Genomic DNA, 20,652 nt, shown 5'->3' on the forward strand with positions numbered 1-20,652 from the left:
TGCCTGGGTCCCGAACCGCTTGGCAACGAACGCAGCGGACAGCAGAAAAGGAGGTTGGGATAATGATGACTTTGACTGGCGAATGGAATGCCATCATCAATGCGTTCCCGGCCTTTGCTGATTCCGCACGCGCAGCCAGGACGGATTCCGTGTCCTGCCGAACGGCCGTCCAGCCGGACGTGTCCTGGCGCCGCTGACCGGACCAGCTTCCAGGCCAGGACACGCCAAGGGGTCTGGCCCCTCGGCTGCCCTCATGGCAGGAAATTGCGGTTTCATCGCCGGCTCCACGGCACAGCTGTTGGCATAGCCCCCGCCCCGTCTTCGAATAGTCCTTTCCTTAGGCGGACCCGGTGTGTGGCGTCCCTGTAATGCCGCCGATGGCTTACCGCGGCGGTCGGACATTTCGTGATTGTGCCTATGTGCAATTTCCGCGAATTCCCCCACTGAAATTCCCACGGCCATATTGTCGCGCCTTTTTGCGCCAGAAATGGGGCTTAATTTTGCGCATCCTTTTACGCGCCTGTTATTTATGAGAGGAGGTGCCTCCTTTGGTACGAAAAATCCTGGGACTACTGTCCCGTCCCCTGCAGCCTCGAGGCGCATTCAACAGCGCCCGGCTGGAGCAGCATCGGGACGATGTGTTCGTTCTCATGCACCAGCAGCTGGGTGGTCTGCGCTGACAGCCGGCCCTGCTCCTGCGGGACACCGATCCCGGGGGACGGGGCCGGCGGTAAGCTCGAACCCATGCACGAGACCCTGCCGGCGGAGGATGGACCACGGTCCCGCATCGTGGTGCCCAGCCGCAGCGACGCATTGCTCCAGAACTTCACAGAGTTAATCGGTGGGCCCCTTGGGACCAGGGCGGCCCCCGGGCTGGTCTCCCCCGGCATCTACACGGTGGAGCGGGTACTTATTGTCCTCACCACGCTGGCGGCCTTGGTGGGGCTGCTGCTGAAGGGCTACTGCCGGGTAAACGGCTGGGAGACGCCCACGCAGTTCTATGCCACCTGTTACTCGGATTTCCCGGAGCTGTTCCGGAACCGCGGAATGGCGGCGGGAGTCTTTCCCATCCTGGGCAGCGGCAGCCAGTTCGAATACCCGGTGCTGATCGCACTGATTGCCGGAGTCACTGCCTGGCTGGTCCCCGGCGGAGACGCCAATGCCCGGTCCCTGGCCTACTTCGACATCAACGCCGTGCTGCTGGCGGCGGTGTTCATGGCCCTGGTCCTGGTGATTGCGCGGATGCCCGGCCGGCGGCCATGGGACGCGGCGATGGTGGCCCTGGCTCCGGGAATTGTCCTGGCAGGAACCATCAACTGGGACCTTTGGGCTGCGTGCCTGCTGGCTGTGGGGATGTACCTTTTCGCGCGGGGGCGCCTGAAGGCTGCCGGCATTTTGATCGGCCTGGCCACTGCTGTGAAGTTGTACCCGGTGCTGGTGCTGGGACCCATACTCCTGCTTGCGCTGCGAACGGGACGGTGGCGGCCGCTGCTGGTCACAGGCGGTGCTGCTGCTGCAGCGTGGCTGGTGGTCAACGTGCCGTTCGTGGCAGTCAATCCTTCCGGCTGGGCCTACTTCTTCCAATACAGCGCGGAGCGGGGTGCTGGATACAGTTCAGCCTGGTTTGCCTACAACCTGGTGGCGGGCCGGGTGGGCTGGGCCGGGCTTTCTGCCGACGGCGTCAGCATCCTGTCGGTGGGGCTGTTTGTCCTGGCGTGTGCAGGCATTGCCGCCGTTGCCTTGATGGCGCCCCGCCGCCCCCGCCTGGCGCAGCTCGCGTTCCTGGTCGTGGCCGCGTTCATCCTCACCGGCAAGGTCTATTCGCCCCAGTATGTGGTGTGGCTGATTCCGCTGCTGGCCCTCGCCAGGCCGCGGTGGCGGGACTTCCTCGTGTGGCAGGGCATCGAAGCCCTGCATTGGGCCGCGATCTGGATGTACCTTGGGCAGGTGACCAGTGCAGGCCCCTCCCAGCACAACCTGGACATGCCCTATTACGTGCTGGCCGTCGCCGCCCACATGGTCGCGGTGGCCTATTTGATGGCACGAGTCGTCTGGGACATCTTCGACCCCGCGTACGACCCCATCCGGCGCCACCACGTGGACGATCCCCACGGAGGCCCCTTCGCGGGCGCACCTGACCGGTTCCGCCTGCGTTTACGGCGGCGCGCTGTTCCAACCCTTCCGGTGAAAGCAAGGTCCCATGCCTGATGTGGTGGTAGTAGGTGCCGGCCCCAACGGGCTCTCGGCGGCAGCGGTGATGGCGCGGGCCGGGCTGTCCGTGGAGGTGTTCGAGGCCGCAACCAAAATAGGCGGCGGAACGCGGACCACCGAGTTAATGCAGCCGGGGCACTTCCACGACGTCTGTTCCGCCGTGCATCCCATGGCCGTGGCCTCCCCTTTCTTCCGCGCCTTCGAGCTGCCGCGCAGGGTGGAACTGATCACCCCCGAGGTCTCGTTTGGCTCGCCGCTGGAGGGCGGCAGGGCAGCCCTGGCCTACAAGTCCCTGGATGCCACCGCTGAGGGACTTGGCCAGGACGGCCAGGCCTACCGGCGGCTAATGGAACCGCTGGTCCACAACATCGACGACGTCATGGACGTCACCCAGAACCAGCTCCTCCGGATGCCGCGCAATCCGTTGGTGGCCGGCATCTACGGCCTGCGGACCCTGGAACAGGGAACGGGGCTGTGGAACCTCAGGTTCCGGGAAGAGCTTGCGCCGGCCCTCCTCAGCGGGGTGGCGGCCCATGCCATCTCCCATCTGCCCTCCCTGGCCGCAGCCGGAGCCGGGCTCATGCTCGGTGCCCTGGGGCACGCCGGTGGCTGGCCCATCCCCCGCGGCGGCTCAGCGGCCATTTCGACAGCACTGGCGGATGACATCCGTGCCCACGGCGGCATCATCCACACCGAAACCCCGATAGACCGGCTCGAACAGCTCCCTGCCGCCCGGGCCACCCTGCTGGACGTCGCGCCCAAAGGGCTCCTGGACATGGCGCGGGACTCGCTTCCGGGGCACTACCGGAGGGCGCTTGAGCGCTTCCGCTACGGCAACGGATCCTGCAAGGTGGACTTCATCCTCTCCGGGCCGGTGCCTTGGCAGGCCCCTGGACTTTCCGACGCCGGGACAGTCCACGTGGGCGGCACGCGGGCCGAGCTGGCGCGATCGGAGAACGAAGTCAGTGCTGGACGCCATCCCGACCGGCCCTATGTGCTCGTGGCCCAGCCGTCCAGCTTCGACCCCAGCCGTGCCCCGGCGGGCAGGCACACCTTGTGGACGTACTGCCACGTTCCCTCCGGCTCCACGCGGGACATGACCAGCCAGGTGGTGGCCCAACTGGAGCGTTTCGCGCCCGGTTTCCGCGACCTGGTGGTTGAATCGCACGTCATCACCGCAGCGCAACTGGCCGAGTACAACCGCAACTACATCGGCGGTGACTTCAGCGCCGGCATCATGGATGTGCGGGGGCTTATCCAGAAGCCGGTGGTCTCTCCTGTCCCTTGGCGGACACCGCTGCTGGGGGTGTACCTGTGCTCGTCGTCTACGCCGCCTGGCCCAGGCGTCACCGGTATGCCGGGAATGCATGCTGCACGGCACGCCCTGCGTGATGTGTTCAAGCTGCCCGTACCTGACCTGGGTCTCTCCTAGGCCTCGAGGGCCCGGGCTTATGACCGGCTGTCCTGTCATGTCGGCTGTCCGGGGGATAATGGCGCGATGGGGAACTCAACAAAACTTTCGCTTGCCATAGCTGCGCTCATTCTTGGAACCACACTGGTGGCCTGCGATGACGGAAAATCCGGTGCCGAAGCCGCCGCACAGCAATTGGCCGGTGCGGTCTCAGCGCTGGATGTAGGATCCGTTGCTTTCGACGGCAAGGACGCCGCCGCCGCCAACGATCAGCTCCACCAGGTTTTCGCAGCGCTGGACCCGCAAAAGCCGACCGTCCGGGCAGGCGGACTCACGCTGGACGGGGACAAAGCATCCGCGCCACTGGACTACACCTGGAAGTTCGGCGACGCCGAGTGGAAGTACACCATCGCGGCGAACTTCAGGAAGTCCGGCGACAAGTGGCTCACCGCCTGGACCCCGGCCATGCTGGCGCCCGGCCTCGCGGACGGCGAGATCGTGACCAAGGGCTCCCAGTCCCCCAAACGCGCCGACATCCTGGGCGCCGGCGATGTGCCGCTGGTGACCTATCGCCCCGTGGTGAACGTCGGCATCGACAAACCGCTGCTGGGCGGGGCGGATCCGGCCGACTCAGCCGGCAAGCTTGCCGCACTGGTGGGGGTGGATCCGGCCGCGTATGTGCAGCAGGTCAAGGCAGCCGGGGAACAGGCCTTCGTTTCCGCCATCACCCTGCGGGAAGAAGGCCGCACCATCTCTGATCAGCAGATCCAGGCCATCCCGGGTGCCCGCGGCATACCCGACTCCATCCCCCTGGCCCCCAGCCGGACCTTCGCCCGCCCCGTCCTTGGCTCCGTGGGCGAAGCCTCTGCGGAGCAGATCCAGGCCTCAAACGGCGCCCTGACCCCGGGCGACGTCACCGGTACCGGCGGTCTCCAGCAGCAGTACGATGAGCAGCTCCGCGGATCAGACGCCGTGGTGATTCGCGCCCAGCGCGCCGACCTGACCCGCGAACAGATCCAGTCCGCAGGCACGGATCCCCGGCGCGTGCTCTTCCAGGTGGAGCCCAAACCCGGCACCCCCCTGAAGACCACGCTGGATCCGCGGCTGCAGACGCTGGCGGAAAGCACCCTGGAAGGGGTGGGGCCTGCGTCAGCCATCGTGGCCCTGCGTCCCTCCACCGGCGCTGTGCTCGCTGCAGCATCCGGCCCGGGCAGCAACGGCTACAACACCGCGATGCTGGGACAGTATGCACCGGGTTCCATCTTCAAGATGGTGGATTCGCTGGCCATGTTCCGCAACGGCATGACCCCGGACTCCACGGTCCAATGCACGCCCACGCTCACAGTGGACGGGCGCACCTTCAAGAACTCCGAGGGCTACCCCGCGAGCTCGTTGGGTGCTGTGACGCTGCGGGATGCCTTTGCGCACTCCTGCAACACGGCCTTCATCTCCCAGCGGGACTCAGTGTCCCAGGGCCAGCTTGAGGCTGCCGCCACGTCCATGGGCGTGGCAGTGGAGGCCCCGAAACTCGGCGCGGAAGCCTTCCTGGGATCCGTCCCGGGCGAGGCGCAGGGGACCGAACACGCCGCGTCGATGATCGGCCAGGGCAAGGTGCTGCTCTCCCCGCTGGCTGCAGCGATCATGGCCGGTTCCGTGGCCAAGGGGGCCCCGGTGTCGGCGCAGCTGGTCCTGAACCCCGACGCCGGTGCTCCCGCCGCCGGGACGACGGCCGGGTCCACCGCTCCGGCTGCCGCACCATCGGCGACCGCCACAGCGGAAGCGCCCTCCACGGCGTCGGATAAGCCCATTACGGCAGCAGAGGCGGCATCGCTGGCTGACATGATGCGTGCAGTGGTCACCTCCGGCCACGCGGGCTTCCTCGCCAGCGTTCCCGGCGCACCTGTGGGTGCCAAGACCGGAACGGCGGAGTTCGGCACGGAGGATCCCCCCAAGACCCACGCCTGGATTGTTGCCACCCATGGTGACCTGGCGGTTGCCGTGTTCGTGGAGGACGGCGGCCTGGGTGCCACCACCTCCGGTCCGCTGCTGAAGCAGTTCCTCACCGGCGCCGGCTAGGAACAGGCATGGGAGGATTGACGGCGTGGCCCATATTGACGTTTCCGGCATTGACTACTTCCTCTCCGATGGCACCCAGCTCCTGAACGGGGTCACCTTCAAGGTGCCGGACGGCACCAAGACCGCCCTGATCGGGCCTAACGGAACGGGCAAGACCACACTGTTCAGGATCATCGCGGGGGACCTGGTGCCCGACGAGGGCGTCGTTGGACGGTCCGGAAACATGGGCATCATGCGGCAGTTCGTGGGCCAGGTCCGGGATGATTCCACCGTCAGGGACCTCCTGGTGACCGCCGCTCCCCCGGCCCTCGCGGCCGCTGCCCGCGAGGTTGACGATGCGGAGCTGGCCATGATGGAGCACGACGACGAACCCACCCAGATGCGGTACGCCCAGGCGATCGCGGACTGGGGGGATGCCGGCGGCTACGACTTGGAAACCGTTTGGGACGAGGTCTGCATGGCAGCCCTGGGACTGCCGTTCGACCGCGCACAGCACCGCCCGGCGTCGAGTCTTTCCGGCGGTGAGCAGAAACGTTTGGTGCTTGAGGCACTGTTCGCCGGGCCGGACGATCTGCTGCTGCTGGACGAACCGGACAACTACCTGGACGTGCCAGGCAAGCGCTGGCTCGAGGAAAAGCTCAACGACTCAAAGAAGACCGTTTTTTTCATCAGCCACGACCGCGAGCTGCTGAATAACGCCGCGGGACGGATTGTCACGCTGGAGCCGGGGATCAATGGCGCGTCCGCATGGATCCACGGCGGCGGATTCGCTTCCTATGTCGACGCCCGGGCGGACCGGAACGCCCGCTTCGAAGAGCTCCGCAAGCGCTGGGACGAGGAGCACATCAAGCTCAAGGAACTCGTCAACATGTACAAGAACAAGGCTGCCTTCCGCTCGGACATGGCTAACCGGTACCATGCGGCCCAGACCAGGCTGGCCAAGTTCCTTGAGGCCGGTCCGCCGGAGGCGTTGCCCGTCGAGCAGAACGTCCAGATGCGGCTCAAGGGCGGGCGGACCGCTAAACGGGCCATCGTGGCGGAGCGGCTGGAGCTGACCGGGCTCATGAAACCGTTCTCCACGGAGGTGTGGTTCGGTGACCGCGTGGGCGTCCTGGGCTCCAACGGCTCCGGCAAGTCCCATTTCCTGCGCCTGCTCGCCACCGGCGGCACGGACCCTGAACGCAAGCACCTGCCGGTCTCGGATGTGGTGATTGCAGAAGTACCGCACGAAGGCACGGTGAAGCTTGGTGCGCGGATCCGTCCCGGGTTCTTTGCCCAGACCCACGTCCGGCCTGATCTCCTGGGCAAGACCCTGCTGGACATCCTGCACCGGGGCGACGAACACCGGTCCGGCCTGGGCCGTGAGGCTGCCGCCGGTGCCTTGGACGGCTACGGCCTGGCGGGGCAGTCCGAGCAGAGGTACGAGTCCCTCTCCGGCGGCCAGCAGGCCCGCTTCCAGATCCTGCTCCTGCAGCTGAGCGGGGCCACGCTGCTGCTCCTGGATGAGCCCACCGACAACCTTGACCTGCACTCGGCGGAGGCCCTGGAGCGGGCCATCGACCACTTCGAAGGAACTGTCCTCGCAGTGACCCACGACCGCTGGTTCGCGCGGACGTTCGACCGGTTCCTGGTATTCGGATCAGACGGGAAAGTATACGAATCGGCTGAGCCGGTGTGGGATGAGAAGCGGGTTGAACGCGCCCGCTGATCGGACTTGCTCGGCCTGGGCACTTCTCCGTTGCTCTATCAGATATGGCTGCTAATCAGGGGGTTTAGCCGCCATATCTGATAGAGCAACCGGTGAACATTTCTCTTTTGGTGATCAAATGATCATTGTTGGTTAGCATTTGATCATGAAGACCGATGAGCGGCACCGGACCATCACGGACATACTCCGGCGGCAACCCGAGGCAAGCGTGGAAGAGCTCATGCAGGCCTGTGCTGCTTCAGGAGCAACCATCCGCCGCGACCTGGAGGTGCTGGCAGGCCATGGCGTTCTCCGGAGGGTCCACGGCGGCGCCAGAAGCCTCATTGGACATGGGGGGAATCCCGGCTACGGGCAGCGTGACCTGGAAGACCGTGAAGCGAAGAGCCGCATAGCTGTGGGGGTTGCCCGCCTGCTGGCTGACCGCGAACACATCTGGCTGGACAGCGGAAGCACAGCCACCGCTGTGGCGCGGGCCATGGCGGGACGCGATCTGACGCTGATGCCTATGTCCCTGCAGGCGCTCAATGCGGCAGCAGAGGGCGGCGGTGCAGGGCCCGGCGCTGCACTCCTGCTGCCCGGCGGCAGTGTGGTGCCCGGGGAACTTTGTTTCCGCGGGCCGCTGGCCGAATCCAATATCAGGTCACTGCGCTTTGATGCTGCCGTGGTCACACCCTGTGCGGTGGATTTCAAGGACGGGCTGCTGGCACATGACCTGGAGGATGCGGCCATCAAGAGAGCCGGCCTTGAATCAGCGGCACGGGTGGTGGTGGCCGCCTCAGCATCGAAGTGGGAGGCCAGCGCCCGGGTGCTCGTGGCAGGCCTGGACCGGGTGGACGTCATCGTCACGGACCGGAAGTTCAGCACGCAGGACCAAGCCGAATTCGATAAGTACTCTGTGGAAGTAGTGAGCGTATGAGCACCAACACCGGTATGGAGCAGCACGCAGGATTGAAAGCCGCCGCCACAGCCACGTTCGTGGTCTTCGGTATCAACGGGCTGGTCTTTGCCAGCTGGGCGGCCAGGATCCCTGCCGTTACCCAGACGCTGCACATCACCTCCGGCCAAATGGGCACCCTCCTGCTCTGCACGGCCATGGGCTCCCTGCTTGCGCTTCCCACCGCCGGGCTGGTGGTGGGCAGGATCGGCACGGCCAACACCGTGCGCTTCGCTGGACTCCTCGCTGCAGCCGCAGGTGTGGGCATCGCATTGTCGCTTTCGGCCACGTCCGTTCCCGGGACGGCGGTGTCACTGTTCTTCTTCGGCATCGGCATCGGACTGTGGGACGTGGCGCAGAACATCGAAGGCGCGGACGTGGAGCACAAGCTCCGGCGGACCATCATGCCCCAGTTCCATGCTGCCTTCAGCGGTGGCGCCTTCGTAGGGGCCCTCGTCGGGGCGGCGCTGTCCACGCTGGGAGTCGACCTGCCGCTGCACCTCCTGGTGATCGCAGCCGTCGTGGTGCTGGTGGCCTTGACCGTGCCCCGCTACTTCCTTCCCCACGCATCGTCGGCTGCCGTCGACGGGGAGCTGAAACCAGCCAAGGGACCGTCCGCGTGGCGGGACGGCAGGACGCTGCTCATCGGAGTGGTGGTCCTGGGTGCCACCCTGACCGAAGGCGCCGGCAATGACTGGATCGCCAAGGCGTCAGTTGACGGCCTTGCCACCTCGGAATCCACCGGCGCCCTGATGTTCGCCCTGTTCGTCCTTGCCATGACGGCAATGCGATTCCTCGGCGGCCGCGTCATCGACAAGTACGGACGCGTTGCGGTACTCCGCGCCAGCATGGCGGCCGCGGCCGCTGGACTGGGCCTCTTTGTGCTGGCATCCAATATCTGGCTGGCTGGGGTTGGCGCAGCCCTCTGGGGCGTGGGTGCCGCCCTCGCCTTTCCTATGGGGATGTCCGCTGCTTCCGACGATCCGCGGCAGTCAGCCGCCCGCGTTTCCGTAGTATCCACTTTGGGGTATATATCTTTCCTGGCCGGACCGCCGCTGCTTGGCTACCTCGGTGACCTCATCGGGATCCATACCGCACTCCTGGCCATCATGGTGCCAATCCTGGTGGCACTGTTGCTCGCAGGGGCAGCGAAACCCCTTAACGCCGACGGTCAGGAGTCCACTGTCAGGGAGCCCACTCAGCTGGAGTAACAGTTGGGGTTAGGGTGATCACATGCACAGCAGCAGGCCACGGGGCCGGACCTGGATCAGCCGCATCGATAGATACCTCTTGGCGCATGTTTCGAGAATCCCCGGGGGAGACCACGATGTCTTCTTCCGGCGCCTCTCCGCCTCGGCCAACCAGGGAAAGCTGTGGATAGGAACAGCGGCAGTGCTTGCCCTGTTTCCAGGCAAGACGCGCAGGGCGGCGCTCCACGGCCTTCTTGCCCAAGGGGTGGCCTCCGCCGTAACCAACGTGGTCTTCAAGACGCTGCTTCCCCGCACCCGCCCGTTGCCCGAGCACCTGCCCGTCTTCCGCTTCGTGCATCCGCAGCCCACCAGCTCTTCGATGCCGTCCGGGCATTCAGCCTCAGCGGTTGCGTTCGCAGTCGGAGCAGGGCTTGTCCGTCCCGCGCTTGGAGTTGCGTTGGCACCTGCTGCCCTCGGCGTCGCCTACTCGAGGGTCCACACCGGCGCCCACTGGCCATCCGATGTCCTTTTCGGATCAGCCTTGGGTGCAGGCGCCGCCCTGGTGACGCGCCATTGGTGGCCGGTCCGGCCGCCCATCCCGCAAACCACGCGCTGCTGGACCAGCGCTCCGCAACTGCCGGATGGAGCGGGCCTCAGTATCGTGGTCAACACGCTGGGCGGCTCCTTCAAGGAAGAAACCGCGGCTGCGCTCCAGGAAGTATTTCCCAAAGCGCATATAAATACCGTGCAGCCGGATGAAGACCTGGTCCAGCGCATCAACGCTACGGCGGACTTCCCGGGGACCCGTGCCCTGGGTGTGTGGGGCGGGGACGGAACTGTCGGTGCTGCGGCGGCTGCCGCCGTCGAACGCTCTTTGCCCTTGCTGGTCCTGCCCGGCGGGACCCTCAACCACTTTGCCCGCGACGCGGGGACAGGCAGCCTGAAGGACGCGGTGGAGGCAGCCAGCAACGGTGAGGCCGCGCTGGCAGACATTGGCGTGGTCACCGCCGAACGCGGACTGGCCGGGAACCCCGAAGTTTCCGAGCTGGTCATGCTCAACACGTCCAGCATCGGCCTCTACCCGAACTTCGTGCGCCGCCGGGAGCACCTGCAGCCGGCGCTCGGTAAGCCATTGGCGGGCGTCGTGGCAATGTTCAGGACCTTTGCGGCCGGGACACCGACGACGCTGACCGTTGACGGCGCGCAGCACCAAGTATGGATCGCGTACCTGGGGCGTGGGCGCTACTACCCCCGTGACCACGCTCCCCTGATCCGGCCGGTGATGGATGACGGGGTTTTGGATGTCCGGATGATCACCGCGGACGAAACCTTCGCCAGGATCCGGCTGCTGTGGTCCGTCCTGACGGGGACCGTGGCAAGTTCCAGGATTACGCACCTGAGGGAGGCAACGGAGGCCAGGATCGACGCCGGCGGCGCACCGATGGCGCTGGCAGTGGACGGCGAGGCGTTGGCAGGGGTCCGCAGCGTGACCTACCGCGTCCGGCCACGGGCACTTACGTATTACTCCCCGGATCCGAATCGCTGGCCTTTGACCGGCAGATGACCCTGATTCATCCCTGATCCATCCCTGGGAAGGGGCAAAAGCAGGACAGGCGTCGGTAGCGTGGGTAATGCACACCACCCACCGTCGTCCAGCAGCCCGGTGCTGCCGTTCAAAGGACTTTTGATGATCGAGGCAAACGGACTGACCAAGATCTATGGCGCCAAGACCGCCGTAGCCGGCGTGAGCTTCACAGTCAGGGCGGGACAGGTCACGGGCTTCCTTGGACCTAACGGGGCAGGGAAGTCCACCACAATGCGGATGATCATGGGATTGGACCGGCCCACATCGGGATCCGTCACCGTGAACGGCCTGCCCTACGCACAGCACAGGGCACCCCTGCGTGAGGTGGGCGCCCTCCTTGATGCCAAAGCCGTCCACACCAGCCGCAGCGCCTACAACCACCTGCTGGCCATGGCAGCTACGCACAGCATTCCCAAAGCGAGGGTGCACGAGGTGATCGGCATGACGGGGCTGGACGCGGTGGCGCGCAAGAAGGCCGGCGGATTTTCGCTTGGCATGGGGCAGCGGCTGGGTATCGCTGCCGCCCTGTTGGGCGACCCGCAGACCCTCATTCTGGACGAGCCGGTCAACGGCCTCGATCCGGAGGGGGTGGTCTGGGTCCGGAACCTGGTGCGGTACCTGGCAGGCCAGGGGCGGACGGTATTCCTTTCCAGCCATCTGATGAGTGAGATGGCCCAGACCGCCGACCACCTCATCGTGATCGGCCGCGGCAGGGTGATAGCCGATGCCCCTATCCGTGACATCATCACCGGCAGCGGACAGTCCCGGGTAAGGGTCCGGACCGACCAGCCTGACAGGCTCCAGCGGCTGCTTGCCTCGCGCGGTGCGTCCATTGAAGTTCCCGAACGGGAGATGCTGGAAGTAACCGGACTGCAGGCCAAAACGATCGCCGCCGTGGCCTTGGAAAACCAGGTCCTGGTCTACGAACTCACACCCCTGGTTGCCAGCCTTGAGGAGGCGTACATGGAGCTGACCAAGGACGACGTCGAATACCACTCCCTGTCCGCTGCGGAGGCAGGCAACTGATGAGCTCCCAGACCACTGAATCCACTTCCCCTCACGAACCTGCGCCCTCCTTCTCCGCAGCAGGCCACCTTGGCGGGAGGCAGTCCCAGCCCGGCCCCACCTTCTTCCGGGTCCTCAATTCGGAGATCATCAAATTCCGCAGTCTCCTCTCAACGCTGATCCTTCTCGCCTCAACGGCGGTGGTCATGGTCGGGTTCGGGGCACTGTCCGCCTGGGGGACAGGCCAGTTCACGAACGCCGCCACGCGCGACCCCCAGGCCGCGGCGCGGATAGCAGCCCAGGGCGGTGATCTCGCTGTGAGCGCCCCCACCTCGGGCATCGCCTTTGCCCAGCTGATCCTGGGTTCCCTGGGGGTACTTCTGATGAGTTCGGAATTCACCACCGGCATGGCCCGCTCCACCTTCGCAGCAGTGCCCAAACGGCTTCCCGCTTTCGCGGCCAAACTGGTGGTGGTGATGGTGACCTCGTTCGCCGTTACCGCAGTATCCACCTGGGTTGCGGGAGCAGCGGCAGTGCCAATCCTGGACAACTACGGCCTGACGCTGGACCTGGGAAGTTCACAGTCGGTGAAGCTCCTCCTGGTCAACAGCGCCTACGTGGCCGCCGTCGCCGCAATCGGCATGGCCCTGGGCACGCTGCTTCGGAACTCCGCAGGCGGCATCATGAGTCTGGTGGGCCTCTTCTTCGTGGCACCCATCGCCTTTCAACTCATTCCGGGCGACTTCTTCAAGGAGGCCCGGAAGTACCTTCCCGGGAACACGGTGGACCCCCTGACAGCCGCCCAGCATGTCCCGGATACCCTCGAGGCCTGGCAGGCGGGGCTGGTCCTGGGCGCATGGGTGGTCCTCCCCGTTCTGCTTGCTGCGGTCCTGCTGAAACGGCGCGACGTCTAGGACGTTGCTCCGAGCGCCGGGGTCAGCGCCCCGGGCCAGCTAGGACGCTGGCGCGTGGTTTCGGGCACATTACAAATTTGCCTGTGGGAAAACTTTCATTGCCTCCTGTTGTTTCGGCTTGGAGGCACGTCCTGTTCGCCGCAACCAGATCTGTTGGACTGCACAAAGCAAGGCGCATAATGGCGGACCTAGGGTGAAACGACGATGTGGTGCAACACACGGTCTCCCCGTGGCCGCCACGGCACGTCGCTCAACCAATGCTATTTCCCCAACAAGGACGGCGCTTCCATGCATGCTGACCAGCAACTCTCAAAATCCCTGAAACCCAGGCACCTGTCCATGATCGCCATCGCCGGCGTCATTGGCGCAGGACTCTTCGTCGGCTCGGGGGCGGCGATCCAGCAGGCCGGACCCGGCATCCTCGTCGCCTATGCTGCCGCCGGACTGGTGGTCATCCTGGTGATGCGCATGCTGGGCGAGATGGCCGCAGCAAACCCCGAAACGGGATCCTTCTCCACCTACGCGGACAAGGCACTGGGCCGCTGGGCAGGGTTCAGCATCGGCTGGCTCTACGCCTGGTTCTGGATCATCGTCCTCGGTATCGAAGCAACAGCAGGTGCTGCCATCATGCACCGCTGGGTACCGGGCATTGACCAGTGGGTGTGGGCCCTGGCCCTCATGGTGCTGCTGACCCTCACCAACCTCGGTTCCGTAAAGTCCTACGGCGAGTTCGAGTTCTGGTTCGCCTCCATCAAGGTAGCGGCCATCGTCCTCTTCCTTATCTTTGGCGTTGCCGCCATCCTCGGCCTCATCCCCGGTGTGCCCGCACCCGGCCTGAGCAACCTCGTCAACAACGGCGGCTTCATGCCCAACGGTCCGGGAGCGGTCCTGGCCGGCATCCTGGTGGTCGTCTTCTCCTTCTTCGGCGCGGAGATCGCCACCATCGCGGCCGGTGAATCGGAAAACCCCGTCGACGCCGTCAAGAAGGCCGTCAAGTCCACCGTCTGGCGCATTTTGGTCTTCTACATCGGCTCCATTGCCATTGTGGTCACCCTGCTCCCCTGGAACTCCGCCTCCGTGGCCAAGAGCCCCTACGTGGCCGTCATCGAACTGTTCGGCATCCCCGGCGCCGGCACCATCATGGACGTCGTTGTCCTCACCTCGGTGCTCTCCTGCCTCAACTCCGGCCTCTACACGGCCAGCCGCATGCTGTTCTCCCTCTCCACCCGCGGTGACGCGCCGCGGTCCTGGACCCGCATCTCCCGCCGCGGCGTTCCCGCAGCCGCCGTCCTGGCCTCCACCGTGGTGGGCTTCGTGACGGTCGGGCTGAACTACATTGCCCCGGACACCGTGTTCCTCTTCCTGGTCAACACCTCGGGCGCCATTGCACTGTTCGTATGGCTGGTCATCTCCGCCTCCCAGTTGGTCCTCCGCCGCCGCATGGGTGCCGCAGCCCAGGACCTGCAACTGAAGATGTGGCTCTTCCCGTACCTCACCTGGGCAGCGATCATCAGCATCGTGGCCCTGCTCATCGGCATGGTGATCGTGGAATCCACGCGCGAATCGCTGCTGCTCTCCCTGGCGCTGGCCGCCGTGGTGGTGGCCGTGGGCGTGCTCCGCTACCGGGGCAAGGGCGCAGCCGCCAGAACCCCGGTGGTGGCCACTGAACCTGCGCCGGCACCCGCCGAGTAGGCGCGGCGCTAGACTCGGGAGCATGCCTTTGCCCCCCTCTGCTGCAGACCACATCCAGGACCTTGGCGCCTACGTCAGCGCGTCGCCGTCGAGCTTCCACGCTGCGCATGAGGGGGGCCGGCGGCTGGAGGAAGCCGGGTTCACCCGCCTGGACGAACTGCAGCCGTGGGAGGGGGGCCCGGGCTCGTTCTTCATCATCCGCGACGGCGCCCTGATCGCATGGGTGGTCCCCGAGGGCGCGGGCCCTGCCACCGGGTTCAACATCCTCGGCGCGCATACGGATTCGCCGTCCTTCAAGCTCAAGCCCAGGCCCACCACCGGTGCGCATGGCTGGCTCCAGGCGGGGGTGGAAATCTACGGCGGCCCCCTGCTGAACTCCTGGCTGGACCGCGAGCTGCGGCTCGCGGGCCGGCTGGTTCTGCTTGACGGCACTGAGCACCTGGCTGCCACCGGACCCCTGCTCCGCTTCCCGCAGCTGGCCATCCACCTGGACCGCGCGGTGAACGAGGGCCTCACCCTGGACAAGCAGCGCCACATGAACCCGGTCTGGGGGCTGGGGAATCCTTCCGAGTCAGACCTGCTGGGGGTGCTGGCTGCGTCTGTCGCCGGTGCATCCGTGAATCCGGGCCAAATTGGCGGGTACGACGTCGTCATCGCGGACACGCAGGCGCCCGCGGTTTTCGGGGGCAAGGGGGAGTTCTTCGCATCAGGGCGGCTGGACAACCTTTCGGCCACGCACGCCGGGCTGGCCGCGTTGATCGCCCACGCCGGGCCGGGCGCAACGGGCGGCCCGGTTGCGGTCCTGGCCGCCTTCGACCACGAGGAAATCGGCTCCAACTCCCGCTCCGGCGCGTGCGGACCAATCCTTGAAGATGTGCTGGTGCGCATCTCCGATGGGCTGGGTGCCACGGTGAGCCAGCGGCGGCAGGCCCTGGCGGCGTCGTTCTGCCTCTCTGCCGACGCCGGCCACGCCGTCCACCCGAACTACCCCGAGCGGCACGACCCCGCCAATCACCCAGTGCTGAACGGGGGTCCGCTCCTGAAAATCAACGCCAACCAGCGCTACGCCACTGACGCGCTCGGAGCGGCGTTCTGGGCCCGTCTCTGCGGCGAAGCGGGTGTTCCCTACCAGGAGTTTGTGTCCAATAACGTGGTGCCCTGCGGCTCCACCATTGGCCCGCTCACCGCCACCCGGCTGGGGATCCGGACCGTGGACGTGGGTGTGCCGCTGCTGTCCATGCACTCCGCCCGTGAGCTCTGCGGGGTGGAGGATCCCCTCCGCCTGGCGGCCGTGGCGGAGCTGTTCTTCAGGACTGCCGCGTAGGAGCGCCCAACCCCGCCAGGGTCCAGGCCCGGTGATTGCGCCCGCAAAAGCGAGTACTCACTACTGGTGCCCAGCCTGCAAGCCATACGTAGGCTCTTCGCTACGGACAGAGTCATCGCTCATGGGTTGCAGGGGGCCTCGTGGATGCAGTTGAGAACTACCCGGCGACCGCGGACGGCACCGGCGTGGACGCCGCCATCCATCCTGTCCTTGCCCCGGCCTTCACGGCGCTGGAGAGGAGCGGACTGCCTTGGCTGCTGCTCAGGGGAAGTGATGAGCTGGCATGCCCCACCGGTGACGTGGACATCCTGGTGGACCGGCGGCTTCTTCCACGCCTGGACGCGGTCATGGAATCCGCCAGGTTCCGCCGCGTCCTGGCGGCCGGGCGGGGGAGCCACCGGTTCTACTTCTGCTATTCCAGCCAGGACCGGCACTGGCTGAAACTCGATATTGTTGCCGGCATTGATTTTGGCAAGTACCAGCAATTCCACACGTCGTTGGCGGCGGGGTGCCTGCGCCGACGGGTCCGGAGGGGCCCAATCTGGGTGCCGGAGCGGCTGGACCAGGCCTGGCTGCACTTGCTGCACCTGGTCCTCGACAAGGACGGAATCCCGGTTCCCCGGAGGGAGCTTGCACGTTCGCTGGCGGACACAGCCGCCGACGGCGGAACGATCCCGCAGTACATTGACCGGCGGATGGGCCCGGGCACCTCAGCCCGGGTCATCGCTGCGGTCCGGGCCGGGGAGTGGGAGGGCATCCCCGCGTTGGGACGGGGAATGCGCGGAGGCAAGGCAGTGGCGGCGCTGCGGCAATGGGGGATGGCCGCGCTGAACAGGGGAAGGCGCCGGTTGGGGGCCCGGTTGAAGGGCCGTGCGCCCGTGCTCGGGGTCATGGCGCCGGATGGAGCCGGGAAAACCTCGCTGCTGCACGGTCTCCGTGACGATGTCCCGCTGCCCACCAAATACGTTTACATGGGACTGTGGGGGGCAGGACCGTTTGATAAGTGGGTCAAGGCCCTTCCTGGCGGCCTCTCCATCAAAATGGTGTTCCGGCTTACCAAGGGCGGACTGCTGGCGCGTTTTTACAGCACCATGGGCAAGGTGGTCCTCATGGACCGGGTTGCCTACGACGTACTGCTGCCCGGAACGGACAAAGGCCGCCTCAGCAAAGTCACCAATGCGCTGGCGATGAAAGTCATCCCGGATCCGGACATCCTGCTGGTGCTGGACGTCCCCGGCGATGTCATGTTCCTCCGCAAGGGCGAACATTCCCCGAAGGTCCTGGAAGACCTTCGGGAGGCGTACCGGCGGCTTGCGGCCAGGCTTCCACACAGCAGCATCATCGATGCCTCGCAGCCTCAGGACGACGTCCAGTATGCGGCCACCGGCGTCCTGTGGCGGAACCTGGCACCCGCTGCCCCGACACCGGGATCCAGCAGCGCGGCAGGGCCTTCCGACGTCCTGTCACTGCACCTCTGGCGGCTGCTTGACTGGCGGTTCCTGCTGCCCGGCCTGGAACCCGGCAGGGTGGGTTACGGTGGCGAGGTCAGCCCGGATACCGAAGCGGCCCTCCGCCTCCTGGACCCGTCCGCCTCCAGGCTTTCCGTCGCGGTTCCTGCAAGAGGCAGCGCTCCCCGGCGGGATGGCGGCCAACCCAGGGAAGGCCCGTTCGACGTTGTGTTCCTCTCTTCCCCAGACCAGGATCTCCTCCGCTGCGCGGCGCATTCCCTGGCACCGGGGGGGTGGATCTGTGTCCAGGCGAAACGGTCAGCCCGAAAACAATCCGGGCCCCGGACGCTGGACGGCTGGCGGCGGGCGCTGCTGCGAAGCGGTTTCGAGGACGTCAATATCTTTTGGAATGCACCATCACTGGAACGCACCGCACGGCTGGTCCCGGTTTCGTCGCAGGCCGGCATCAGGGACACCCTGGCTCTCCGCCGGGATGTGCGGTTTGGAACCCTCAAGGCAGCCGCGGCCCGGCTCGCCCTGTCGGCACACGTCTTCAGTTTTGCGGTGCCGTCCGGGACGATCACCGGCCGCAAGCCGGAAACAGGGGCAGGCCGTGACATTCATTGATTCGTTCCTCAGCGATCACTACCGGGACTTCGGGCTGGACCGCTTCGGTGTGGGCCCGGACTGGGAAAGCATCCTGCTGACGCCCAGGTTCCCCACGTCACGCCACGTCGTGGCCCTTGTCTTCGCGCCGGGCAGCCGTGAACCGAAGCTGGTGGTCAAGGTTCCCCGGCAACCCGGCGACAACGCGAGCGTCCGGAATGAAGCGTCAGTGCTGCGGGGGCTTATGTCCGCCGGTGGAGGCTCCGCCACCGGGGTTCCGGAGGTGGTGGGCAGCAAGGACGTGGGACCCTACACGGTCTTGGTGGAAACGGCACTGACAGGTACACCGCTGGATCCGCGGTTGGTGGCGGCCGATCTGCAGCGTGCCGTGGCAGCGGGGGTCGAATTCGTGCGCATGCTGCCCCTCACGGCGGCGGAGAACACCCACTGGTACGAGCGAACCGTCACTTCACCCCTGGAGGCACTCGCCGCCCTGACGGGAAAACAGACGGCGATGGCGGCTCTGATGGACCGAACGCATAAGCTCCTGGCCCCGTTGCGCAACGCACGACTGCCGGCTGTGGTGGAACACGGCGACCTGAGCCACCCCAATCTCTTCCTGAAACACAATGACGGTCTGCAGGTCGTTGACTGGGAGAGGTCACGGACGGACGGTATCCCGGGCCACGATCTGGTGTTCTACCTGCAGTACCTCAGCGAATCGAGCGAAGGAGCCTTTTCCCGGGAAGAGCAGCTGGCAGCCTTTGAGAAGGCCTTTGGCCGCGGCGGCTGGGCCCTTGAACCCCTGCTTGCCCACCTCGAGGTCCGAGGCGTGGATGCAGCCCTGGTTGAGCTGCTGGTGGCCGCCACTTGGGTGCGTTCAGCGGCCACCCTGGCCTTGCGCCTGGAGGGCGAAAACAGTATGTCGGCAGGAAGTACGGCGGTACAGGCCGCGGTTGAATCGGACCGCGATTTCTGGCTCTGGCGCCACGTGGTGGAGCGGGCAGCGTAGTCCTGCTGTTGCGGGGCGCCTAGTCGCTGCGCCCGCGCCTCTTCCGGGGATGCCCGCACGGCCGGCGGCTCAGGCCTTCCGCGCCAGCTTCAGGACCTCGTCGTGGAGCTCCCTGAAACCGAACCTCAGGACGATGTAGACCAAGCCAACTCCGGTGACCACCACCAGCATCAGAGTGGGGATGGCTCCCAGCGCGGGAAGGGCCAGTGTCCCGAGCCCCGCCACGGCTGCCGCGGCCCCGCACGCCAAGCCCGGGATTGCCGCCTTCAGCAGGCGCCGGCTCCTGATCCCGATCACCCGGGCAGCAACCGTCTGCATACCGCAGGCGAACACCACGGCAACCACCAGCTGGGCGGCGGCAACACCCACGATGCCCCATCGGGCGGAAAGCCACAGGACCGGGGCAAGGATGATGAGCCGGACCACTGATACACGGATGGAGATGCCAGGGCGACCGATGGCCTTGTAGACATCGTTGGCGCCTGCACCGAGTGAACGGGCCGCAGCGTAGAGGGCGAGGAACACCAGGGGCACCACCGAGTCAGCCCAGCGCGGTCCGAACAGCACGGGCACCAGGACGGGGGCCACCACCGCCAGTCCCACTCCGGTGGTGAGCCCGTACAGGGTCTGGATCTGGACGCTTCTGAGGTAGCCGTCACGGAGCCGCTGGTGGTCGCCTTTTACCTGGGCGTAGAGCGGGAACAGGACCGTGGACAGCACAAAGAAGACGTTCAGGATGAGGGCTTCCGGGAGGCGGAATGCCAGGGTGTACAGGCCCAGGGCCTGGGCGCCCAGGAGGAGTCCGATCACCAGGTAATCCACGTCGAAAATCAACCGGGCCAGCAGATTGCTGCCTGCTACTGGGGCGCCGTACCGGATGTTGGCCGTGAGCGAGCTCCCGTTCACGCGCCACAGCTGCCAGGGCGCCGTACGGCGGATCAGGAACCAGCAGGTGGTGGCATAGGCCATGGAGCCGGCAGCGGTGCCAACGGCCAGCGACCATGCCCCATGGCCTGAGAAAGCCAGCGTCAGGGTGACCGCGCCCATGGTGGCGGCACGGATCACGGGCGCCGCAGTAAGTTGCTTGAACTTCAGGTCACGCCGCAGCAGGGCCTCCGGGACCGCGCCGCAGGCGGTGGCGAGCACCGAAAGTCCCAACACCTGCACCAAGGGCACCACCGCAGGCAGGCCAAAAAGCGTGGCGATAGCGGGAGCCCCAAGGAAGGCAACGGAAGCCAGCAGCGCGCCGAGCGCCACGGAAATGAGCAGGGCGGACCGGGCAAGGATGCCGGTGGGCGGCAGGTAGACCAGCGCCTGGGCAACTCCGGCATCCGCGATGGTCTCCGCATATGCCATCAGGACCAAGGCAAGGGCCACCAGGCCATAGTCTTTCGGTGAAAGGAGCCGGGCCAGCACCACGGTGGTGACCAGCACCATTGCCTTCCCGGAAACGAAGGCCAGTCCCTGCCAAACCGCGCCGCGCAGACCGGCCCGTGCCAGGTTGCCCGGTGCCTGCGTCACTGCCATGGCACACCC

General features: G+C 66.2%; 16 protein-coding genes. 14 read left to right on the forward strand and 2 right to left on the reverse strand.

Annotated elements, in window-relative coordinates; genetic code table 11:
• The first annotated feature begins 62 nt into the window (after positions 1-62).
• Positions 63-197: a hypothetical protein gene (locus VXJ37_RS15575; protein WP_331323934.1), complete on the forward strand. Its 135-nt coding sequence runs from the start codon at positions 63-65 to the stop codon at positions 195-197.
• Between the two features lie 372 nt (positions 198-569).
• On the opposite strand, the gene VXJ37_RS15580 is transcribed toward VXJ37_RS15575, so the two are convergent.
• Entirely contained in the window at positions 570-746 is a 177-nt protein-coding gene (locus VXJ37_RS15580; protein WP_331323935.1) for a hypothetical protein, read from the reverse strand.
• Between VXJ37_RS15580 and VXJ37_RS15585 the strand changes: the two genes are divergently transcribed.
• The 13 genes from VXJ37_RS15585 to VXJ37_RS15645 all read left to right on the forward strand — a co-directional run bounded on the left by VXJ37_RS15585 (position 745) and on the right by VXJ37_RS15645 (position 19,116).
• A complete protein-coding gene (locus VXJ37_RS15585) occupies positions 745-2,208 on the forward strand; it encodes a glycosyltransferase family 87 protein (RefSeq protein WP_331323936.1) in 1,464 nt (487 codons plus the stop codon). The two genes, VXJ37_RS15580 and VXJ37_RS15585, sit on opposite strands and share 2 nt — an antisense overlap.
• Complete coding sequence (locus tag VXJ37_RS15590; protein WP_331323937.1) at positions 2,201-3,643, forward strand: phytoene desaturase family protein; 1,443 nt, start codon at positions 2,201-2,203, stop codon at positions 3,641-3,643. The genes VXJ37_RS15585 and VXJ37_RS15590 overlap by 8 nt, the downstream gene beginning before the upstream one ends.
• A gap of 66 nt (positions 3,644-3,709) precedes the next feature.
• Positions 3,710-5,698 carry a penicillin-binding transpeptidase domain-containing protein gene (locus VXJ37_RS15595; protein ID WP_331323938.1) on the forward strand — a complete coding sequence of 663 codons (1,989 nt, stop codon included), beginning with the start codon at positions 3,710-3,712 and terminating at the stop codon, positions 5,696-5,698.
• Positions 5,699-5,723: 25 nt separating this feature from the next.
• Complete coding sequence (locus VXJ37_RS15600; protein ID WP_331323939.1) at positions 5,724-7,406, forward strand: ABC-F family ATP-binding cassette domain-containing protein; 1,683 nt, start codon at positions 5,724-5,726, stop codon at positions 7,404-7,406.
• Between the two features lie 145 nt (positions 7,407-7,551).
• The gene (locus VXJ37_RS15605) at positions 7,552-8,322 is read left to right on the forward strand and encodes a DeoR/GlpR family DNA-binding transcription regulator (RefSeq protein ID WP_331323940.1); all 771 of its coding nucleotides are present in this window, start codon (positions 7,552-7,554) and stop codon (positions 8,320-8,322) included.
• Positions 8,319-9,551, forward strand: a complete 1,233-nt coding sequence (locus VXJ37_RS15610; RefSeq protein ID WP_331323941.1) for an MFS transporter — start codon at positions 8,319-8,321, stop codon at positions 9,549-9,551. Before VXJ37_RS15605 ends, VXJ37_RS15610 begins: the two co-directional genes overlap by 4 nt.
• Before the next feature lie 22 nt (positions 9,552-9,573).
• A complete protein-coding gene (locus VXJ37_RS15615; protein ID WP_331323942.1) occupies positions 9,574-11,094 on the forward strand; it encodes a bifunctional phosphatase PAP2/diacylglycerol kinase family protein in 1,521 nt (506 codons plus the stop codon).
• 123 nt (positions 11,095-11,217) lie between these two features.
• Positions 11,218-12,141 carry an ABC transporter ATP-binding protein gene (locus VXJ37_RS15620; RefSeq protein WP_331323943.1) on the forward strand — a complete coding sequence of 308 codons (924 nt, stop codon included), beginning with the start codon at positions 11,218-11,220 and terminating at the stop codon, positions 12,139-12,141.
• Positions 12,141-13,034, forward strand: a complete 894-nt coding sequence (locus VXJ37_RS15625; protein WP_331323944.1) for an ABC transporter permease — start codon at positions 12,141-12,143, stop codon at positions 13,032-13,034. The genes VXJ37_RS15620 and VXJ37_RS15625 overlap by 1 nt, the downstream gene beginning before the upstream one ends.
• Positions 13,035-13,322: 288 nt before the next feature.
• Complete coding sequence (locus VXJ37_RS15630) at positions 13,323-14,726, forward strand: amino acid permease (RefSeq protein WP_331323945.1); 1,404 nt, start codon at positions 13,323-13,325, stop codon at positions 14,724-14,726.
• Between the two features lie 22 nt (positions 14,727-14,748).
• Positions 14,749-16,050 (forward strand): M18 family aminopeptidase, encoded by a 1,302-nt coding sequence (locus VXJ37_RS15635; protein ID WP_331323947.1) that lies wholly within the window; start codon positions 14,749-14,751, stop codon positions 16,048-16,050.
• Between the two features lie 140 nt (positions 16,051-16,190).
• Positions 16,191-18,125: a hypothetical protein gene (locus tag VXJ37_RS15640; RefSeq protein ID WP_331323949.1), complete on the forward strand. Its 1,935-nt coding sequence runs from the start codon at positions 16,191-16,193 to the stop codon at positions 18,123-18,125.
• Positions 18,112-19,116 (forward strand): aminoglycoside phosphotransferase family protein, encoded by a 1,005-nt coding sequence (locus tag VXJ37_RS15645; protein WP_331323950.1) that lies wholly within the window; start codon positions 18,112-18,114, stop codon positions 19,114-19,116. The genes VXJ37_RS15640 and VXJ37_RS15645 overlap by 14 nt, the downstream gene beginning before the upstream one ends.
• Before the next feature lie 69 nt (positions 19,117-19,185).
• Here the strand turns inward: VXJ37_RS15645 and VXJ37_RS15650 are convergent, their stop codons facing one another.
• Positions 19,186-20,643, reverse strand: a complete 1,458-nt coding sequence (locus tag VXJ37_RS15650) for an oligosaccharide flippase family protein (RefSeq protein WP_331323951.1) — start codon at positions 20,641-20,643, stop codon at positions 19,186-19,188.
• Between the last annotated feature and the right edge of the window lie 9 nt (positions 20,644-20,652).

This window comes from Pseudarthrobacter phenanthrenivorans (assembly GCF_036455295.1).
Taxonomy (GTDB): domain Bacteria; phylum Actinomycetota; class Actinomycetes; order Actinomycetales; family Micrococcaceae; genus Arthrobacter; species Arthrobacter phenanthrenivorans_C.